Source organism: Psychrobacter sp. P2G3, assembly GCF_001593285.1.
Lineage (GTDB): Bacteria > Pseudomonadota > Gammaproteobacteria > Pseudomonadales > Moraxellaceae > Psychrobacter.
Window position 1 is genome coordinate 3,292,947 of record NZ_CP012529.1, and the last position, 20,565, is coordinate 3,313,511.

Sequence of the window (20,565 nt, forward strand, 5' to 3'; positions counted from 1 at the left end):
AGCTGTACTGAATAAATGCGACTAGACTTGGTATATCAGACCTTAAGTGGTCACTTGTTGCTTTATATCGGTTTACGTTTATGGTTTTTCAAGTCAATGACAGTACATTAACTCGGTTTTGTGTGAAGTTTTGTGAATATCCCTACTTTTGCTAAGGCTTACCTTCATTCCCACTTCGATTACTGACCGACACGTACCATAGCGGGACGCAATAGGCGACCATTTAAGTTATAGCCTTTTTGCAACACAGTGCCAACGATATCCGCTTCTGCTTCTGGGTCAATACCTACTGCTTCATGGAAATCAGCATTAAACTTCTCGCCTTGTGGATCAACCACTTCTACGCCATGCTTATTGAGTACGGTTAGCAGCGCTTTATGAGTCAATTTAACACCTTCAGCGACTGGATCTTCAGGATCAGCCATCTCGACAGCACGCTCTAGGTTATCGACGACCTCTAACAATTCTTTAGCAAATTTTTGCAAAGCGAATTTTTTGCTTTTATCCGCTTCTTGCTCCATACGCTTTTGCGCATTGTAAGCTTCAGCATTGGCTCGAGCGGTACCTTCTTTAGCTTGTTTGACCTCACCTTCAAGCTCAGCGATACGCGTGTGAAAAGCATCGATATCGATATCGTTTTCGATAGTATTGTCTTCGCCAGAGTTATTTCCTGGATTAAACTCTTTCATAGTTTCCTCTAAAATGCTTTCATCACGGTCGATATTGCTCTGTGCCGCTTTTGGGTCATTTGCGTCAAACTCGTGGTTGGGTGCTTGTTCAGTCATGATAGCTCCTTATGATTTTATTAATGAGTCTTAAACTTAATGTAAAATAAAACCGCTAAGCGCGGATTTGTTATAAATGGATTTGTTGGAAATAACCGCTTGGTATAATTATGTTCTGATAGCTGCTTGATAAAGGCCATAGGGGCAAATTTCAAGCCTAAACAAGATGAATTTTTAGCTTTTGATGAAATAATGAGCTTTAATAGACAACGATGGACTTAAAAGATACTAAAAGCTGAGAGTAAGTGGCTCAACAACATGATAATTTTATTATCTGTCATAGGCTGCTAACCTTTATATATTTTCGAACTCATTCTCTCACTTGGTTGAATTTACTAAGGAATATTATGCCAGTCCTACCAATTCCATCCATAAATGTACTGGTAAGTAAAATTGCTAATACAATAAAAGCGCTACGCAGTCGAGCAAGCAGTGATACATCAGAGCGTAGTACATCAAAAGACAGTTCAGCAAAAGATAGTAAACTGCTAATTAATCATCTAAACAATAGCCTTTCTAGTGATATTCACCACTCAAAAGCGCGCTATCAAAAGCATGCATTTCACTATGTGCTAAAAGGTCTCGGCTATCTGCCTACGCCCCTACTTGAAAGGCTTAATACCTCCTTGCATGGTCCAAATACTAAGCAATACCCACATGCTGATGCCCACTTGCGTTTGATTATAGCGCTGAATAATAAGCTTAAGCGCCCGCTACGTATCGATAAACTGACTACGTTACGACATAAATTTGCAGCTGACGCAGTCGCTATGCAAGCGCCAAACGTCTGGCAACAGCTGGATAATGATTTAAAGCTGCCGATTAAAGATAATGCAGAAGTCAACGCGAAAAAAAATGCAGAAAATAGAGCGATGGTACGTTGGCAAGATGAATCAATAGTTAACGCTGACGGCGATGATATGACAGTGCGCTGCTATCAGCAGCATGAGCAAAATACTGATGAAACGAACATTGATAAAACAGTCATGTTGTTCTTTCATGGCGGCGGGTTTTGTATTGGCGACCTTGATACTCATCATGAGTTTTGTCACGTAGTCTGCAGACAAACAGGCTGGTCGGTGGTCAGTGTCGACTATCGATTGGCGCCAGAGTACGCTGCCCCAACCGCTCTTAGAGACTGCCTAGCTGCTTATGCTTGGTTAGCTGAGCACTGCCATACTTTGGGTGCATTGCCATCACGCATTGTATTATCGGGTGACAGTGCCGGTGGTTGCTTAGCAATCTTGGTCGCTCAGCAAGTCACTGCGCCAGACGCTACGCAATGGTTAAATTTAGGGTTAGATGAAGAAGACATGATTAATAAGTTGCAAGACTTGCCTCGTCCACTAGCCCAACTGCCTCTCTATCCTGTCACCGATATTAATGCGAATTATCCTAGCTGGGCGCTATACGGTAAAGGGTTATTGCTCGATTACAATGATGTGGAAGTGTTTGACACAGCCTACATGCAACATAGTACTTTGCCAGGCTCACACCCGCTTACATCGCCTATGCACGGCAATAACACGCGCATGTGTCCAAGCTATATTGTGGCGGCTGAATTAGATATCTTACGTGATGAGGCTTTGATTTATGCTGACCAATTACAAGATAGTCGTATCGCGACTAAGACCTACACTGTGCTAGGCGCGCCGCATGGCTTTATTCATTTAATGAGTATTCATAAAGGTATTGGTCATGAGACGGCTGGTATTATTGACAAGTTTGCCAGCTTTGTCCGCCAACTACTTACCGTTAAGAGTGACTAACCAAATCTCTGATCGTGATCCTAAGCGGAACGGTATGCCCCAAAAGCCATAGCCAGATGACACCACAAAGTGTCCACGACCAATTGCTTCATAACCGTAACCTAGACGGTTAATAGCACTGACGATAAAATTAGCGGGAAATACCTGGCCATTATGAGTATGTCCTGACACTTGTAAATCAATGGGTAACTGGCTATGTTCAACGATATCACTAGGACGATGGTCTAGTAATATGATGGGCTCATCTACATCTACTTGTGCCAGTAATTCTGTCGTCGCTACGCGCTCACGTTTGTGATTATCAAAACGGCCAACCAACCAAATCGGTTGATCTTGATGCGTCAGGCAGACTACATCATCGTTCAATAAATGCACGCCAGCACTACGCAGTGAGTGACTAATTGGCTGTTCATGCCCGTATAAATCATGATTGCCTAACGTCGCATAAACCCCATAAGGCAGGCTAGCACATAGTTCAGTTAAGTTTGCCTGCATATCGTAGGCTGTAAATGCTTCGGTATTATCATCCATAATATCGCCCGGCATCAACAGTATATCCGCTTCAGACTGGACGACAAGGCGACGTAGCCTATCTATCGCATCGCGACCAAATAGCCGACCAATATGTAAATCACTAGCTACCGCAATACGTAATTGCCTTACCATCGGTTTATTAATACTAATAGTTTTTTTACGCACAACAGGTACGTAGGCGCTATATAAAGCATAAATGAACAGACCAATAAAAATAACCAGAGCAAGTACTCGCAACCCCGTTGCCACTACCGAAGGATTAAGAACACGGTAGTCAGTAAAGGTTACTATTAGCCAATAACCTCCGTATAACAAGCTGATTAGCAACGCGGTTAGTACCATGAAATGCATGAACAACATCCAACTACTCACCCAGCGATAGCTATTGGCAAACACTCTTTTGACACTCAGTAGCAGCAAACTATTGGTAATGATAAATATAGTTACCATTACTGCGGTTTGTAAGGTAGTCGTTGTCCAAGGCTGTAACCACCATTGTAAGCTTAGCGCAGCTCCTAAACTAAAAAGCTGCAACAGTACAAAAATGGTGATAAAAAATGCGTAGCGCATGAGTAATTCCAGAGTGATTTTGGTATTTAAAGAAATTTAGACAAGACAAAAAAGTTTAAGCGGAAGTTTGGTAACGTATAAAAAGCCTCTACTATGCTTATATAGTAGAGGCTTTTAGCATGGGCATTAGGTCATTTATTTAAACAGTTTATGAAGCAGATTGTAACCTAATCATCCATATCTCAGAGCGCGTTCCTAGCCTAAATGGTACAGGACCAAAACCATAGCCTGAAGATACTAGAAACTGCGTATTTTCTATATTTTTTGTACCGTGTACCAGTGGTTGAAACCACTGTTTTAGCATCGTCAATGGAAATATCTGTCCGCCATGCGTATGTCCCGATAAGTGCAAATCTACGGGTAAATCGCTGATCTCTTCTAGCGCTGTAGGACGATGCTCTAAAAATATAGTCGGCTTATCGGTATCAACCTTCGACAGTAATTCTGATGCTGATAAGCGTGTAGAATCTACATCGTCTGAACGCCCGACTAACCACACTGACTCGTTAAGCAATACACTCTCATTATCCAGTACTGTGATACCTGCATCTGTTACCGCTTCAGCGATTGCTTCTTCGTACCCTAAGTAATCATGATTCCCTAATACAGCATACACGCCAAACGGCGCACGCAGTTTTGATAGACGCTCATGCATATTGGTTTTGTCATAATAGATAGTAGTATCATTCATAATATCACCTGCCAGCACCACCATGTCAGCATCCTGAGCATCGATGAGATTGACCAACCTATCTATCTGTCGATTGCCAAACCATCTACCTAAGTGCGTATCGGATACTAAGGCAATATCTATTGGCTCATTCAATGGCTTGGTTGTCGTAACAGTTAACTGATGTACCACTGGCGAGTAAGCATTAAATACCGCTAAACTTACGATGCCAATATATATCATTATGCCGATGCTACGTATGAGCTTAGGTCGGCACTGACCTTTCAATAACTTATAATATATCAGAGCAATAGCGGCGGTAATCAGCGCAGCATAGATCATAAAGCCTTGCAAAATACCCACGACTAAATAGACATGAAAACGCTCACGCCAAAACTCACTAAGCCCATAAATGAGCGCCACATTATTAATAATAAAAACGGATGATATAATTGCTTTTTTTGTAATCGAACGTTTTGGCTTGATGAGCCACCATAAGATGACGCTAGTCGTTAACGCCAATATTTGGGTAACGACAATAAAGAAAAACCACATAATAATATCTGATTGCATAAAGATGGCGTCATCTTATAACAAATTTATGCGAATCTGCATTGCTGAAACTTTTTTCATAGATATTCCACTTTCTGCCTACTAATATTAGAGCATGTCATCAATTAGCACATTTATAAAATTAGTAGTCTTAAAATCTAAATGATGACATGCCCCAGTTTTATCAAAAACCTTGTTCGAGCCTTTATTCTTATCATCCTTACCTTACAAAATCTAATGACTTATTAGGATATATATCTACTGTATAGGTTTCACGTGAAACAGTATTACCTTCTATAATTTTTGCTATCTTCACTACTTCTGATCTTCTAACGCCTGCTTAAACGTTGGTTGCTTAAACTCATATCCTGCGTCCTGTAATGCTTGTGGCAATACCCTTTGCCCATCAATCAGTAGCGTCGACATCTCACCGAACATCAGCTTAAGCAAAAACTCTGGCAAAGTGAAAAACGTTGGACGATTTAGCCATGATCCAAGTGCTTTGGTAAAAGTATGATTGGTTACTGGGTTAGGCGCAGTGAGGTTATAGACCAGCGCTGGCGTATCATTTGTGGTTTTTAGCGAGTTATCCTGCGTGGTCTGACCGTTCGTATAATCAGTACAATGCTTTTCAATGATAAATATCGCAGCCCCTACCCAGTCTTCACGACTGACCCAGCTCATAATTTGATTGCCATCACCCAATTGTCCACCGACGCCCATCTTAAACGGTGTTAAAAGCTTACCCAGCATACCGCCATCAGGATGAATCACCACACCAGTGCGCACAATAGCTACAGGTACGCCATGTTCAGTGGCCTTGAGCGCTAACTGCTCCCAATCATCACATAATTTATGAGCAAAATCCGTCTCAAAACTACTACTTTCAGTCAATGGCTTATCACCTTGCACTCCATACCAGCCAATCGCTGAACCGCTAACTAGCAGTTTAGGCTTGGCGCTACTGCGTGCAATAAATGCTAATATTGACTCGGTAGGCTTAACGCGGCTCGCCATTAGCTGCTCTTTACGGGTATCGCTCCAACGCGAGTCTGCAATCCCAGCACCTGCTAGATTTAGAACGACATCGAAGCTTTTATCAGTCTTTGCAAGCTCATCATAAGTCACCATAGCGATATCGTCAGGGTGTGCTTGGCTGCTATCACGAGTCAACCAAGTAATATGCAGCTCTTTATTCTGTGCGCGGTAACGTGTCATCAGCTCACGACTAAATGCACTACCTAAGAATCCTGAGCCACCACTGATTAGAATATTCATGCCCTACTCCCTATATCTTTTGCTTAGCATTCAGTTGAAATTAATCCTTTGTAACTATCCTCTTCTTTTTTGGAAGTTATATCAAAACCACTTTTACATACTTTTGGTAAAGCAATGCAGCTAGCGATAGCAGAGTTAATAGCGCCGAACAGACCTACGATAAACATAAAAGCTAATAGCACTGCAATTTCCACCCATGAATGTATCCCTAAATAGATGACGATTGCGCCCATATAAAATGCAGATGTCACAAATCCAATTAAAAAGGACGTACGTATACTTTCATGATCACCGCGCCATATCTTTTTGCTGGCAATAACAATACCTGTCAATAATGCTGGAATAAAACCAAGTAATCCAACATAGAGCATTGGTTGATAACTAATCTGGACAAAATCTGCTTCTCTAAATATCAATAAAACGCACAACTGCACAATCAGCCCACCAATAACACTACCAAGCCCTGCAAATAAGATAATGACTTGTAAATAAGGATAAGCATCAACCCTGCCATTCATTTTCATTATATTTATCCTATAAAAGTTAATCGTTAACTTAGTATAAATAGGGTGTTGGTAGCGCTAATGAATTTGCCATGGATAATTGATGGATAAGTATCTCAGTTTTTCTAGTCTATCCATTACGCAAAACGCTTACGAATAGGACACTCACCATCATCGTTGCTGTGGTGATAGCTATCTTTTAGGGGCTGTCCTAGATAAGTAAAATAATCTAGGATAGTCATATGAGAAAGAGTAGATTAAGTTGGTACAAACAAACTAAGCTTATCGAACTATTTGTTGCCGGTTCTACCGCAAGAACAGCAGCAAGCTTAGTGGGTGTTAATAAAACAACAGCCAGCTATTACTTTCACAGGCTAAGACTACTGATTTATGAAAATAGTCAGGAACCTGGCCTTCTAGAAGGCGAAATAGAAGTTGATGAGAGCTACTTTGGCGGCAGACGCAAAGGCAAACGTGGTCGCGGTGCTGGTAACAAAGTTCCTGTTTTTGGACTGCTTAAGCGCAATGGTAGCGTCTATGCTTGTATCATCCCTAATGCCAGAGCTGATACCTTAATCCCTATTATAAGAGAGAAAGTAAAGCCTGATAGTATCGTTTACACAGACTCCTTTAGAAGTTACAACGCACTTGATGTCAGTGAGTTTACCCATTACCGCATTAACCATTCAAAAGAGTTTGTACAAGACAGTAATCATATTAACGGAATAGAGAACTTTTGGAGTCAAGCAAAGCGTCATATGCGTAAATATAATGGCATCCCAAAAGAGCATTTCCATCTGTTTTTAAAGGAATGTGAGTGGCGTTTTAACTACAGTGATCCGAAACGTCAATTACGTCAGCTAAAACAATGGGTTAAAAAGGAACTGAACTAGTTATCTAGGACAGCCCCATCTTTTATTTTGTTCCATCGATTGTTTATAAAGTCCGTAACAGCAGATATATCAGGCAATACATGCTGATCGGTCAGGTGCGGCGCTGCTGCATCCAAACGCTTGGCTAACTCCGGTAAATGATTGGATGGCACAGCAGGAAATAGATGATGCTCTACGTGATAGAGCAAGTTAAAAGTCAATATGTTGACCAATGGGTTACGCTCAGTGCGGGCTAGCGTTTCATCACAATCTTGATGCACACCCCACACAGCAATGATTCCGACACTAGCATTTGCCAACATCATGGTCAGTAAGTGATACATCAACACTTGCGCTAACATGGCAACAGCTGGGATAGTAAACGCGGTCAACACAAGTGCAACTAAGATGACTAAAGCAATTAAGCTAAACTCTAACCAAGCCAATTTTTGATTGCGGCGACTGCTTAGACGCAGTCCTTGACGATAGATATCGAACCGATAGGTTATGCCGCCTATCATCGCTTGCCACCATGACACTTTTGCCAGACTGCCCTCAATATCACTATCGCCTAGAGGGTCACGATGATGCGCCATATGAGTAGCTCGAATGCTATGCAAGCTGGTCATCAATAGCACACTAAGCAACAGCAATATGGCGGTAGTCGTACGTTTACCCGTACCTAAGCTATGATGATAGCCATCATGAGCTTGGCGAAAGGCCGCAGCAAAAAATAGATACGACGCGACGCACGCTAGTACATACCAAGATTGACTGGCAAACCACCATGACAGCAGTAAAAACGGATAAGGCAAGATAAGGTTATAAGCAATTTGGCCGCGAGTCAGCTGGTGCAAGTCTTTCCACTCTACTGAGCTAACAGCATCTTTGATCGCTTGCTCTTTATTACCATGTGTTTTATTTGCTTTCATGTCACACATCCATTTGTCATTACTGCTACTAAAGGGAGTCTATATAAGCGCTACGTTATTACATTAATTTCTGTTAAAACAGAAATATGTACTCAAAATTTTTTATTTTTACATAGTTAGATTATCCTAGAACCTTTTTAATACTCGCACCTAGTTTCAAAAATTTTTTAAGGGCGCTAGTCGGTAGTCTAAGCATCTCAGATGACCAAGTGGTAACTGTATCAACGAATTCTTGGGTATCACGAATACGTGCTTTTACTTCGCTATTTTCATGTTCAAACTCAGGGCTATTCATCAGTTCTTGTAAAAACTGTACTGTTGGATCCAGCTCACGCTTTTGGCGTTCAACTACAATGATACGTGCGAGCTCCCAAACATCAGTATTGGTCGTAAAATGATCTCGCCTGTCACCTAATATCGAAACCTTTTGTACCAATCCCCAATTTTGCAATTCTTTAATACTGTTTGAAACATTAGAGCGAGCAACCCCTAGAGTTTCGGTGATTTCTTCAGCATCTAACGGCTTACCAATGATATATAACAATGCATGAATTTGTGACATGGTGCGATTGACACCCCACTGCGAGCCCATTTCGCCCCAATGTAAAATAAATTTTTCGGTCACAGGATTTAGTTTCATGATTGATATCTACTCACTATTTTCTAGAATTTATAACTGCCTTCTTGACTCATAGTGCGCCATTCTTTTATTTCTGTCAATAGTGAAATTAAGTAATCATACTGACTGTTTGAATGATTGCTACCCCCTAACGAACGATGAGACCTGTGGTTGCATCACAAATTTGGCTTGGTAAGGTATAACCTAGGGTCTCAGCTTTTAAGTAGCTGATTTGCTCGCCGAAATAAGCATAGGCATCAGTAAAGCTCATAGCAGGGGGCTGCCCTGATGGATTACAGCTTGTGGAAACTAATAGCCCAAACGGATTATGAGCACTTACCATCTGTTGGCATAACTGACGGATAATAGGGTGAGCGATAACTCTAACAGCGACAGTTTGGTGCTGGCCAGTTATCCAAGGAGGTATACTTGTAGCAAGTGTGCTCGGAATAGGCAATAACCAAGTATGCGCTTGCTGCTCTTGAGTATAATCAGTATTGTTATCTGTCTGCCAGCTGTTGATTACTTGCTCACGTTGATCATCTTCTAAAGCTTCTAATAAAGGTATTAAACGCTCTGCACTATCGGTAATGACAATCATACCTTTAGCTTGTGGACGCTGTTTGATATTCAAAATGCGCTGAACTGCCGCTTCATCATAAGCATCACAGCCAATACCCCAAACGCTTTCCGTTGGATAAGCAAGTAGCTGCCCTTCTTTAAGCCACTTAGCAGCTTGGACGACAGAGTCGGTAATGAATGGTGCGGATTGTTTCATGACTTGAATACTTCAGGATAATAGAAGATTAAGCACTCATAATAACATATGATAAAGAAAGACTAGGATAGCGGAGTTTGAAATTGTCGAAATTGTTCTTAGCTTAAATACTCAATAACTGGAGTACAAAGAAACTTTGAGATAAAAAAACATGACTTTAGACGCGTAAATAACGCCCACCCAGTACGTTGATGATACCTAGCAATTCAAGTTCCATCAACTGCCCAATGAGCTGCGGCGGTGCAAACCCGGTGGTGACTAAGAGCGCATCTAAATCTTGTCCATGCCAATCAAGCTGAGCATAAACGACCTTTAAATGTTCAGGTACGACTATCGCGCTGCGAGGGGATTTGATATTAGATGACGCTGGTTGGTCAGCAGTTGCGATAGGACTTCCGCTAGTATTTATAGAATTGGAAGACTGAGTACTCTGCAATTGATTACTGTTAAATTTGAACGTATCTGTTGAGCGATGGGGCTTATTACCGTAAGCCAGCTGACCGTTAACATCTTCTAATACTTGCTTAGGATGATAAATCAAAGTCGCGCCTTCACGTATCAAATGATGACAGCCTTCAGCATTACTATTATCAATATGACTGGGAACAGCAAAAACTTGCTTGCCTTGCTCAGAGGTTAGACGCGCAGTAATTAGCGAACCGCTTTGAACAGTAGCCTCTGTTACAATCGTCGCCAAGCTCAGTCCAGCAACTAAACGGTTACGACGCGGAAAAGTATGTTTGTGCGGCTGCGTGTGTGGTAATAGCTCACTGATAATACAGCCACCTTGCTCGATAATCTGAGCAAATAATTGATCATGATGATTGGGATAGTAAACATCAATACCCGTACCCATGACACCAACGGTACGACCTTGATATTCACGATCGGTTTGAGCTAACGCACCTAAATGCGCCCGCTTATCGACGCCCATTGCAAGGCCGCTTGTGACGACGTAACCTGCCTGCGCTAAGTACTGTGCTATATCAAAAGTGATTTTTTGCGCATGGGCGGTGGGTTTTCGGCTACCCACGATAGCGATTTGTGCTTGCTGCAAGCGCGCGCTATTACCACGATAAAATAGCAATGGTGGCGGATCATAAATCTGTAGGAGCTGAACAGGATAATCGGGTTGATCGGCAAATAGCAGGCTATAACGTTTCTCTATCAGCGCTTGCTGAATTTTATCGATACTGGCGAGCGTTTGCTCTGGCTGTTCATGACGTTTGAGGTGAGTGTGGTGAATACCTAACTGTCGCCATGCTTCTACCGTAGCCTGCCAAGCAAGCTGTGCATCATCAAAAGAGGTAATAAGCTTATGATAAGCAGACAATGATGCATTTACCTCATACCACAATGCCAATATAGCGCGCTGTTCAACTGATAAAGGAGGTAAATGTACCGTCATGACTGTTTTACTCGTAGATAATTGCTATAGAAGCTTTATAGATAAGGCGGTGGTAACAGTTGATCGCCAACATTCAGTGGTAGCTCTGAGCTTAAAACATAAGCGTAACTGATATCATCAAAAGTGTTGAATACCATCACCATACCAGACAGCTCGCTTGGCAAGCGTACAGGCGTGTCGTTATCTTTAGTATCACGTACTAAAAGCCCTTTTTGGTAGACAGACAGCACATCACCAGGTTTGGTGCCTTGCGTGCTACCTAAATTGATAGCTACCACACTACCCTTTGCCGCTGAGCTGATTGAATCCATAACCCGAACAATCAAACCACCACGATTTACAGTTGCAGGCTCAGGATAGAACACTGGTGGAATAGAATTATCCAGCTCTACAAACACACGATCGCCTTCACGTACTTCTTTGCCATAAGAGTCGGTAAGTTGCAAACTACTTACGCTGTTCTCTTCAACGCTAGTTACCAAGCCAGTTGCTACTTGGGTGACTTCAAGACCAATAACTTTTTGGGTTCTGGGGTCGACATACAGCTCACCTTCACGATATACGCCATAACGTTGTCCAACGATAAGCGGAATTCCTTTGGTATAAATCTTATCGCCACTAGCAGTAATCAGGTTGCGCTTTTTGGACGCCAAGACATAAGGGGTAGTGTTGAAATCTTTTGGATTCACAATAATCGTTTTATCTAACCAGTGCTGGATCGCTGCCCGTGGAATCGGTGGAATACTATTGGCTACTGAAGTAACCGCAACCGTGCTAACGACTACATTGCCTGTTATTTGCTTTTCGATACCAGCACAACCTTCGCCTGTATCGACCCCAATTAACGTCTTACCTTGAATGACGCATAAAATGAGTACGTCATTAGGATAAATAAGGTTAGGGTTTTTAATTTGCTTATTGGTGGCCCAAATCTCTTTCCAGCGCCATGGGCTGTCTAAATAACGCCCTGAGATATCCCATAAAGTATCGCCTTTTTTGACAATATAGCGGTTGGGCGCATCTGCTTTAATGGTTGGGGCTGGGTTATTAGCTTGAGCAGTATTCATCAACATTACACTACTGAAAGCTGTGATAAGCAGCGCTTTTGCTATAGAGTTTAGGCTCATTTTCATGGTTGTATCCACAAGTTTTAAGGTACCGCGTAAATAGGGTTTTTGTTGTTTTATTACTTATCCCTGCAAGATTGAATCCAACAAGTTACCTAGTTGGTGGATTAATCGCCAAGACAGTTATAATTACAATTATATACACATTAGCATATAATTAGACATCTGTTTACATAAAGTTAACCTGCAGAATATTTTATTGATTCTTGAATAGATAAGAGGTATGTATGAGACCTATATCACTCATAATACCAATCAATGATTCATTTGAAAAAATCTGTTTTACCGATGCCGAAAGAGAATACGTGACTTTTTTTCCTACTATTTTCAACCAGTAATACTGGTTGTTGAGTGGTGCTATTCATGGTTTATTCATTATTATTAAGCAAGCATTAAAAAGCCCCGCTACCTAGATTATTTAGGTAATGAGGCTTTTGGTTAACTATTCAAAGTTTCACGTGAAACGGATTGTTTAGGCTAGAGTTGGTTGTACATGCTGACGAATCTGCTCAGCGACCAACTCTGCTTTATTGTCTAAGATAACAACATGCTGCTCTAAATCTTCCAAACCTTCAGTGTGGACTGGACGTGCGATATCTATTGGGCCAATAGCTTCAACGATAGTCTCTGCAAATTTGACTGGCAACGCAGTCTCTGCGCAAATAATAACTTCGCCCTCTTGCTGAAGCTCTTTGGCGACTTTGATACCATCAGCCGTATGTGGGTCGACCAATTCGCCATATTGTTCATATAAAGATTTGATTGTTTGTAAACGGTCGGCGTGGGTAGACTTGCCCGCAGCAAAGCCATAACGGCTATTAACGGCATCCAGTACATCTGACAAATCAAAACCTTGACCTGATTTTACACCCTCAAACAATTCATGAACACGCGCACTGTCTTTTTCTAGTAATAGATAAACAAAGCGCTCAAAGTTAGAAGCTTTGGAGATATCCATTGAAGGGCTAGAGGTCACGTAGGTTTTGTCAGTCGCACGTGGCTGGTAAGCACCTTGATTAAAGAAGTCATTGAGCACATCGTTCTCATTGGTCGCGACGATTAAACGCCCTATGGGTAACCCCATCTCACGAGCAATGTGACCTGCGCAAACATTACCAAAGTTACCTGAAGGAATACTAAAGCTGATTTGTTCATCATTGCTATTTGTCACTGCAAAGTAAGCTTTAAAGTAGTAAACAATCTGCGCCAAGATACGACCCCAGTTAATTGAGTTGACCGTGCCTAAATTATAAGCGGCTTTAAACTCTGCATCTTGTTGTAAGGCTTTGACGATGTCTTGGCAATCATCAAACATACCGTCGATAGCGATATTATGAATATTGTCATCCGTTAAGCTATACATTTGCGCGCGCTGGAATTCGCTCATTTTGCCATGTGGTGACAGCATAAAGACTTCGATGTTTTCTTTACCGCGCAGTGCATATTCTGCCGCACTACCCGTATCTCCGCTGGTCGCACCGATGATGGTAATGCGTGCCTCTTTTTGCTTAAGTACATACTCAAAAGCATTGCCCAAAAACTGCATCGCCACATCTTTGAACGCTAGCGTTGGACCGTTGGACAATCCTAAAATATAGAGATTATCTTCAAGCTTACGTACTGGCGTAATCTCTGCACTACCAAATACCTCAGTCGTATAAGTACGCTCTACAATATCTTTTAGATCAGCATAAGGAATATCGGTAGCAAAGCGTTGCATGATAGCTAGCGCTAACGCTGGATAGCTGAGCGTACGCCATTCATCAAGCGTCGCATTATCGATATTTGGATAGTGTTCAGGCAACATCAAGCCACCATCTGGTGCAAGCCCCATTAAGAGCACGTCACTAAAATCCATCGGCGCTGTCTGACCACGGGTACTGATATATTTCATGGTTTATTCCCTACTTAAAACGTCTAAAGTTAGTCTTTAGTACCTGAATTAGTACCTGAGTCTCAACATCGTATAAACTATCGTAGACTAGTATTTTTAGCTTAGCATTTTGCTTTCGCAAAGGTTTATGCTTGGCTAGTAAGCACCAGCCTATATTAATGAATTTAGAAGGCCGAGAGTGAGGTTCTGTAATATTGTATTTTATTCAGCAGTCTTTTGCAGCAATGCATAATAAAAACCATCACCGCTAGCGCTATCAATCGGTAGACACTGACGACCGATCGCTTGGGCGATGCCCCAGTTGCAATCCTCGGTAAGTTCAATGGCTACCGCATTGTTATAGTGAGTGAGGAACTCTTGCATTTGTTCGACGTTTTCTTGCTTTAAGATAGAGCAAGTCACATATAATAGATAGCCACCGACTTTAAGTTGTGGCCACAGATTATGCAAGATATCCGCTTGTAACAGTGCGGTTTGCTCGACGTCTTCTTCAGTACGCAAGATACTGATATCAGGATGACGACGAATCACCCCAGTAGCCGTACAAGGCGAGTCTAGTAATATAGCGTCAAATACAAGTTTGTTCTTCTTTTTCTTACCAACCCCTTGCCATATGGTCGCATCAGTACAGACAATATTGAGCGCGATGTTTTTTTCAGCTTGCTTTAAGTCTTGCTGTGTTAAATTTAGGCGCTGTAAGTTTTCATAAATACGCTCGATACGCGGTGCTTCATTATCAATAGCCGTTACCTTGATGTTACTAATCACAGGTGACGTTTCAGCATCTTCTTGTTTCACGTGAAACAACGACGACTCATCTGAGCTCAATAGTTCTAACCAATGAGCCAGTTTACCACCGGGTGCAGCGCAAGCATCTAAAATGTGTAGCTGGTTATTATCAGCGTCTGAATCAATGTCTGTATTAGACTTATCAGCACTAACTTTATTCATTAAAGCGGTATGAATGAGTGGCGCAGCAAGTTGAGCATGCATATCTTGTACGCTGGCAGCACCTTCAGCGAAATGAGGCAAAGCGCTCACTGCAGTGCTTTGATGTAACCTAAGACCTTTGGTTGATAATGTTGTAGGCGTGGCTGTATCTGACGAACTCGTTAAGTTAAAACCACTGGTTAGCTCAACCAAATCCGCTTCTATCTCTGCCCCATCCAATGCTTGCTGATAATCCTCTACTGAGCTAACCCCTGAGTTTACCCGTAAAAACATCGGCGCAGCTTGGCGTAAACCTTGGGTCAGCTCATCATACTGCTCGCTCCAGTCTTGCTTAAGCTGATAGGCGAGCCAATTCGGTAGACTATGCTTTTTGTCGCACTTCTTACGGAACTTGCTTGGGTTCTTAGCTACTTTACGTAAGATGGCATTGATAAGACCTGTCGCATGCGCAAAATCGATTTCTTTCGCCGCTTCGACCGTTTCATGAATGGCGGCATGGTCAGCGACTTCTAAGTATAGCAACTGTACTAAGCCCACTTGAATGGTGGTGCGCACCTCAATCTCATCGATAGGATTATCTGCCAAGCTATCGAGCAATCGTGCAAGTGCATGCCATTGACGTAGAGTGGTTAGCAATAGGGCGTGTGCAAAGCCTTTATCGCCGTCATGCAAACTGTTTAACAATGGGTCAAGAACGCTTGAGAGCGACTGACCATTTTGAATAGCCAGTAAGGTGCGAATTACTCGTACGCGTACGCTGCCATTCATAATGAGATTGCTTGAACGTTTGAGCTTATTATTTCTTGGCGCAGTGCTGGTTTGTCTCATTAAATTTGATTTCCTTGACGCATGATCGATAGCGTCTTGTGCAAGTGGGGTTGCTTATAATTAAAGTACATTAAGCTTAATTGAATTATTTCGAATCAGTCGTAAACTGGTCACCATCATCAAGCTGATTGCCATGACAGACTTGCTCAGCGGTAACGGGTTTGCTACCAGCAAACTGTAATTTGGTTATGGCGAGCGTGCTAGCAGGTTGTTCTTTATCGTCGGTTTGCTGATTGTTACCACAGGCTATTAAAATGGCTTTACGTCCAACACTAATAACTTTGCCTGCTGGCTCTGTCGTTTGCTGCGACGGATTAACTGCTAAGCTTTCTAATATCTTTACACGTGCACCATCTAAAAAAGTATAAGCACCTGGCCACGGTGTTAAACCACGAATTTGACGCTCAATAACGCTAGCAGATTGCGTCCAATCAATTTCGCCCTCAGTTTTTACCAGCTTTTCAGCGTAATTGGCTTGATTGTCATCTTGGGCAATTGCTTTTGCTTGGTAGCTTGGCAAATCTTGTAGGACAGTGCTTATAGCAGTTGCCCCTAAGTCGGCTAATTTATCATGTAAGCTTGCCGCCGTATCATTATCAGCGATAGTACAGCTTACTTTATGGAGCATATCGCCGGTATCCAGCCCCTTATCCATCTGCATGATGGTAATGCCGGTCTCAGAATCTCCTGCTAATAACGCGCGATGGATAGGTGCAGCACCGCGCCAACGTGGCAGTAGTGAGGCATGAATATTTAGACAGCCATAGGTAGGTGTGGTCAACACACCAATGGGCAAAATAAGACCATATGCTGCAACGATCATCACGTCAGGCTGATAGCTTGATAACGTTTGCCTTGCGGCCATACCTTCTGCGCTGGATTTTTTGAAGGTAGCAGGCTGTTCAACAGGAATGTCATGAGTGAGCGCTACCTGCTTGACCGCAGACGCAGCCAGCTTTTGGCCACGTCCCGCTTTCCGATCAGGCTGCGTATATACCGCGACTACATCTATATTAAGCTGCTCTTGCTGAGCAATTAATGACTCAAGACTAGAAGCGGCAAATTCCGGCGTGCCTGCAAACACTATGCGCAAGCGACTGGGTCGTACAATACTGTCAGAAGCAGAGTTAATTGTGGTCATAACACCCATATTACATATTAGATTAGTAGTCGTGACATTATAGGTGAGTTTACAGTGTAGTGCTATGATTGTGGTTCAAGACCATAGCAGTCTATTTTGGGTTATATTTGCAATCTATATTACTGATGTATTCTATATCGACATAAGTTTATCAAAACTAACTATTAACCCATACTTATCACATTATGTTTAAATATTTGACTAGATAAACCTCTTTTTTCTGACCTAAAAGTTCGCTAAGCTGCTAAATTAGTACGATTGCCATAACCGCGCTGGTAGTAAATTTGTTACTATAAGTAATCTATATTACTGCTTATCACAATAATCTAAAAAAATTTAACAATAAAATTCAAGAATTATAGGTGAAAACTAGCGGTTAAAACGTACCATCCAATTATTAGAGTAGATTATTTTAGCTTACCATCGCACTACCTTGTCGCGCAGGTATAGGATAATATCCCCATGCAACAGTTTCAGTCATTAAAACGTCTGCTTTTCTTTTACATCTTGACGCTGCTGATAATGCTGGTCTTATACTATGCCATGATGTTTTCGGCACTCAAAACCCAAAGCCAAGAACATAGCCAAGTTGTTTTTACGGCGCTGAAACATGAAACGACTGATCATGCCGTACCGACAGAGGCTGATATCGAAAAAATACTTACCAAACCTTTTTTTCAGGATATCAGTTATCAGCTAATTCTCATGATGCCTTCTGGGCAGACATACGTCTATCGTCACACTCAGCCTTTTGAACAACAATTTTCTAATATCACTTTTCCTACACTTACGACTACATCTAAGACTGCCACCAGCTCATATCAGATAAATAATGTTACGCTGACAGGTAAGATTAAGGTTGAAAGTGGTCATCAGATATATGTAGTATTGCGCCACCAACCTCTTGATATAAATTGGATATCTTACCGATTTTGGTTGCCTTTGATGACAGCAATTATGTTGTTTAGTCTAGCACTACTTTATATGCTCAAACGCCGGACTAATTGGGACCAGTTAGTACAGTATACAGAAAGCCTGACGATGTCATCTAAGGAAGCCTATTTACCGCCACCGTTTGTAAAGGAAAAAACCACCCCCGAATTCTTGCGCTTAGGTCATTCTCTAAGCCGGGTCAGCTATCAGCTACACGATCATCATCGACGCATCAAAACGCTTAGCCAGCGTTTGGAACATTTGGTTAATCAAGCACCTTTACCGATGCTTATGGTCATGCGCCAAGGTCACATAAGTTTTTTTAATCAACGCTTTGAACAAGTTTTTACTACCGCTTTCCAGCGTGACTCTAATTATAGCTTAACGGATTTTTTGACTGGCAGTGATAAAGCGACCCAACAACTATTACAGAAACTATCTACTCTACGCGTTACTCGTAATCTGTTAGTTTATGGCTTAGAAGATAAACAAGCTTATCAGTTACATATCACTCCATGGTTTGGGGCACACGGACAAGTTCATGGCTTTACCGTATTACTCAATAACGTCGATAAGCTCGTTAAACAAGTAGATGACCTACAGCTTCAAAACCAGCAAGCGCAATTACAAATAAAAGAATTTGCTAAACTTAGATCTATTATTGGTCATGAATTACGTACCCCGCTAAACGCAATTATTGGTACGTTAGAGTTGATAGAGGCGAATCGCTTAACGCCAGGTCAGCAAGAAGTGCTATCCATGTTGAGTCAGTCTAGTCAGTCAATGCTAGCGATGCTGAACGATATGCTCGACATGGCAAAAATAAAAGCAGGTAAGGCTGATATCGTCAATGAGCCTAATGATATTTTTAAACTTGGGCAACATATTAGTGATTTGATGGTCGGTAGCGCGCGCAGGCAAGGCATTAATTTATTGTACTTCTTTGCCCCTGACTGTCCGCGCTATGTCAGCACTGATGGCAACCGCCTACGCCAAATTCTGCTTAACTTACTAGATAATGCGATCAAATTCACCCCAGCAGGTTATGTGGCGTTAATTGTTGAACCCATTACTTATGAGCAGATGTGTTTTATCACTAGTCTTAACAGTAAGCGCACCTTAACCAGTGCTGCACGTAACCAAAACTTAGCATCTGATAACCGCCTACCTAATACGGTCGTTAATACTGGGGATAACCATCAATGGATGCGTTTTAGCGTCAAAGACACAGGTATTGGCATTGCAGATTCTGAGCAGCACAGACTTTTTTCATACTTCAATCAAGCAAATAAGCAAATTAGCCAAAAATTTGGTGGTACAGGACTCGGTCTTGCTATCTCCAATAGCTTCGCACAGTTATTAGGTGGCTTTATTCAACTAGATAGTGAGCTTGGCATAGGCAGTAACTTCTCTCTGTACTTACCTTGTCATACGCCAACTTATCAGCCGATATATCATTTCCACAGCAGCCTAACCCATATTCGCCTCATTGCTGTTGTTGAACAAGAGATTTGCGCAACATTTCTACAGCAGGTGTGCTCACATCTATCGTTGCCTGTCAGTATCTATACCAATTTAGACAGTGCTGCTGCCCAACAGTTATATGAGCAGCTAGAAAAGGAAGCACAAATACTAAAACCAGTATTGCTACTAGATTATGAATATTATGAGACTCACAGCCTTTTACCAGCTCATCTTTCAGTGGCTACTGAAAGCTCAAAAACAGGTAGCCCAGCGAAACCCAATGATAATGAAAAAAGCAATATTATTAACAAATTACTGAATAATACTTCCTTACCAAAACTCTTATTAAGCATGAAGCCCGAACGCAGTATTACTTCTTCGTTATTGGACAAATTTGACGGATTTTTGAATAAACCTTTAGATATTGCATTGTTACTATCTGAGCTAATACGTTTAGCACAGCCAGTAACCATTACTCAGAAAAATAAAGATACTATTGACGATATTGAGAGTAAAAAAGAGTTCACTGTAGAGGTTGATACTAAGGAAGCATCTACAGCTCCTTTGGTTTTAGTTGTCGATGATAACTCGACCAATCAAAAGATTACTTGTAAGCTATTGGACAAACTAGGCTATTCTTGTTTGGTTGCAGATAATGGCCGACAAGCCTTAGAGCAACTTGATGTTCAGAGACAACAAATTGCCCTAATTCTTATGGATTGCCGTATGCCAGTTATGGATGGCTTGCAAGCTACCCAAATCATACGATCACAAGGAGATAGTATTCCTATCGTCGCATTAACTGCCAATAATACAGAAGATGATCGTGAGGCCTGTCGCTTGGCAGGAATGGATGATTTTTTGGCCAAACCTATCAACAAAGATAAATTGCAGACGGTTTTGCAAAGCCTAATGACAACCGAATAAGCTATCTATCACTTATTATCGACTATCACT

General features: G+C 41.8%; 16 protein-coding genes. 3 read left to right on the forward strand and 13 right to left on the reverse strand.

The features are described 5' to 3' along the window. Positions 1 to 179: 179 nt before the first annotated feature. Positions 180 to 785 (reverse strand): nucleotide exchange factor GrpE, encoded by a 606-nt coding sequence (gene grpE / locus AK823_RS13505; protein ID WP_068038751.1) that lies wholly within the window; start codon positions 783 to 785, stop codon positions 180 to 182. Positions 786 to 1,132: 347 nt separating this feature from the next. On the opposite strand from grpE, the gene AK823_RS13510 reads away from it, so the two are divergent. After that, positions 1,133 to 2,554, forward strand: coding sequence for an alpha/beta hydrolase (locus tag AK823_RS13510; protein WP_068329930.1), 1,422 nt, complete (start codon positions 1,133 to 1,135; stop codon positions 2,552 to 2,554). Here the strand turns inward: AK823_RS13510 and AK823_RS13515 are convergent. From AK823_RS13515 to AK823_RS13530, 4 genes are all read right to left on the reverse strand, one after another. Next, a complete protein-coding gene (locus AK823_RS13515; RefSeq protein ID WP_068329932.1) occupies positions 2,531 to 3,658 on the reverse strand; it encodes a metallophosphoesterase in 1,128 nt (375 codons plus the stop codon). The two genes, AK823_RS13510 and AK823_RS13515, sit on opposite strands and share 24 nt — an antisense overlap. Positions 3,659 to 3,806: 148 nt before the next feature. Continuing rightward, positions 3,807 to 4,901 (reverse strand): metallophosphoesterase, encoded by a 1,095-nt coding sequence (locus AK823_RS13520; protein ID WP_228138877.1) that lies wholly within the window; start codon positions 4,899 to 4,901, stop codon positions 3,807 to 3,809. A 294-nt stretch (positions 4,902 to 5,195) separates the two neighbouring features. After that, complete coding sequence (locus AK823_RS13525) at positions 5,196 to 6,158, reverse strand: TIGR01777 family oxidoreductase (protein WP_068329935.1); 963 nt, start codon at positions 6,156 to 6,158, stop codon at positions 5,196 to 5,198. 23 nt (positions 6,159 to 6,181) lie between these two features. After that, on the reverse strand, positions 6,182 to 6,682 hold the full coding sequence (locus AK823_RS13530; protein WP_068329937.1) for a hypothetical protein: 501 nt from the start codon (positions 6,680 to 6,682) through the stop codon (positions 6,182 to 6,184). Between the two features lie 221 nt (positions 6,683 to 6,903). On the opposite strand from AK823_RS13530, the gene AK823_RS13535 reads away from it, so the two are divergent. Then, a complete protein-coding gene (locus AK823_RS13535) occupies positions 6,904 to 7,554 on the forward strand; it encodes an IS1595 family transposase (protein ID WP_068325289.1) in 651 nt (216 codons plus the stop codon). Here AK823_RS13535 and AK823_RS13540 read toward each other — a convergent pair. The 8 genes from AK823_RS13540 to fmt all read right to left on the reverse strand — a co-directional run bounded on the left by AK823_RS13540 (position 7,551) and on the right by fmt (position 17,211). Further along, on the reverse strand, positions 7,551 to 8,465 hold the full coding sequence (locus tag AK823_RS13540; RefSeq protein ID WP_068329939.1) for a fatty acid desaturase: 915 nt from the start codon (positions 8,463 to 8,465) through the stop codon (positions 7,551 to 7,553). The two genes, AK823_RS13535 and AK823_RS13540, sit on opposite strands and share 4 nt — an antisense overlap. Positions 8,466 to 8,586: 121 nt before the next feature. After that, on the reverse strand, positions 8,587 to 9,105 hold the full coding sequence (locus tag AK823_RS13545) for a MarR family transcriptional regulator (protein WP_068329942.1): 519 nt from the start codon (positions 9,103 to 9,105) through the stop codon (positions 8,587 to 8,589). 127 nt (positions 9,106 to 9,232) lie between these two features. Beyond that, positions 9,233 to 9,862, reverse strand: coding sequence for a Sua5/YciO/YrdC/YwlC family protein (locus AK823_RS13550; RefSeq protein ID WP_068329944.1), 630 nt, complete (start codon positions 9,860 to 9,862; stop codon positions 9,233 to 9,235). Between the two features lie 157 nt (positions 9,863 to 10,019). After that, a complete protein-coding gene (gene dprA / locus AK823_RS13555; protein ID WP_068329947.1) occupies positions 10,020 to 11,270 on the reverse strand; it encodes a DNA-processing protein DprA in 1,251 nt (416 codons plus the stop codon). Between the two features lie 35 nt (positions 11,271 to 11,305). After that, a complete protein-coding gene (locus AK823_RS13560; RefSeq protein WP_068329950.1) occupies positions 11,306 to 12,403 on the reverse strand; it encodes a LysM peptidoglycan-binding domain-containing protein in 1,098 nt (365 codons plus the stop codon). A 466-nt stretch (positions 12,404 to 12,869) separates the two neighbouring features. Then, positions 12,870 to 14,291: a threonine synthase gene (gene thrC, locus AK823_RS13565; protein ID WP_068329953.1), complete on the reverse strand. Its 1,422-nt coding sequence runs from the start codon at positions 14,289 to 14,291 to the stop codon at positions 12,870 to 12,872. Between the two features lie 201 nt (positions 14,292 to 14,492). Beyond that, entirely contained in the window at positions 14,493 to 16,070 is a 1,578-nt protein-coding gene (locus AK823_RS13570; RefSeq protein ID WP_068329957.1) for a transcription antitermination factor NusB, read from the reverse strand. 85 nt (positions 16,071 to 16,155) lie between these two features. Continuing rightward, positions 16,156 to 17,211 carry a methionyl-tRNA formyltransferase gene (gene fmt / locus AK823_RS13575; protein ID WP_068330358.1) on the reverse strand — a complete coding sequence of 352 codons (1,056 nt, stop codon included), beginning with the start codon at positions 17,209 to 17,211 and terminating at the stop codon, positions 16,156 to 16,158. 462 nt (positions 17,212 to 17,673) lie between these two features. Here fmt and AK823_RS13580 point away from each other — a divergent pair, with 462 nt between their 5' ends. Next, complete coding sequence (locus AK823_RS13580) at positions 17,674 to 20,535, forward strand: response regulator (protein ID WP_068329960.1); 2,862 nt, start codon at positions 17,674 to 17,676, stop codon at positions 20,533 to 20,535. Positions 20,536 to 20,565 lie beyond the last annotated feature (30 nt).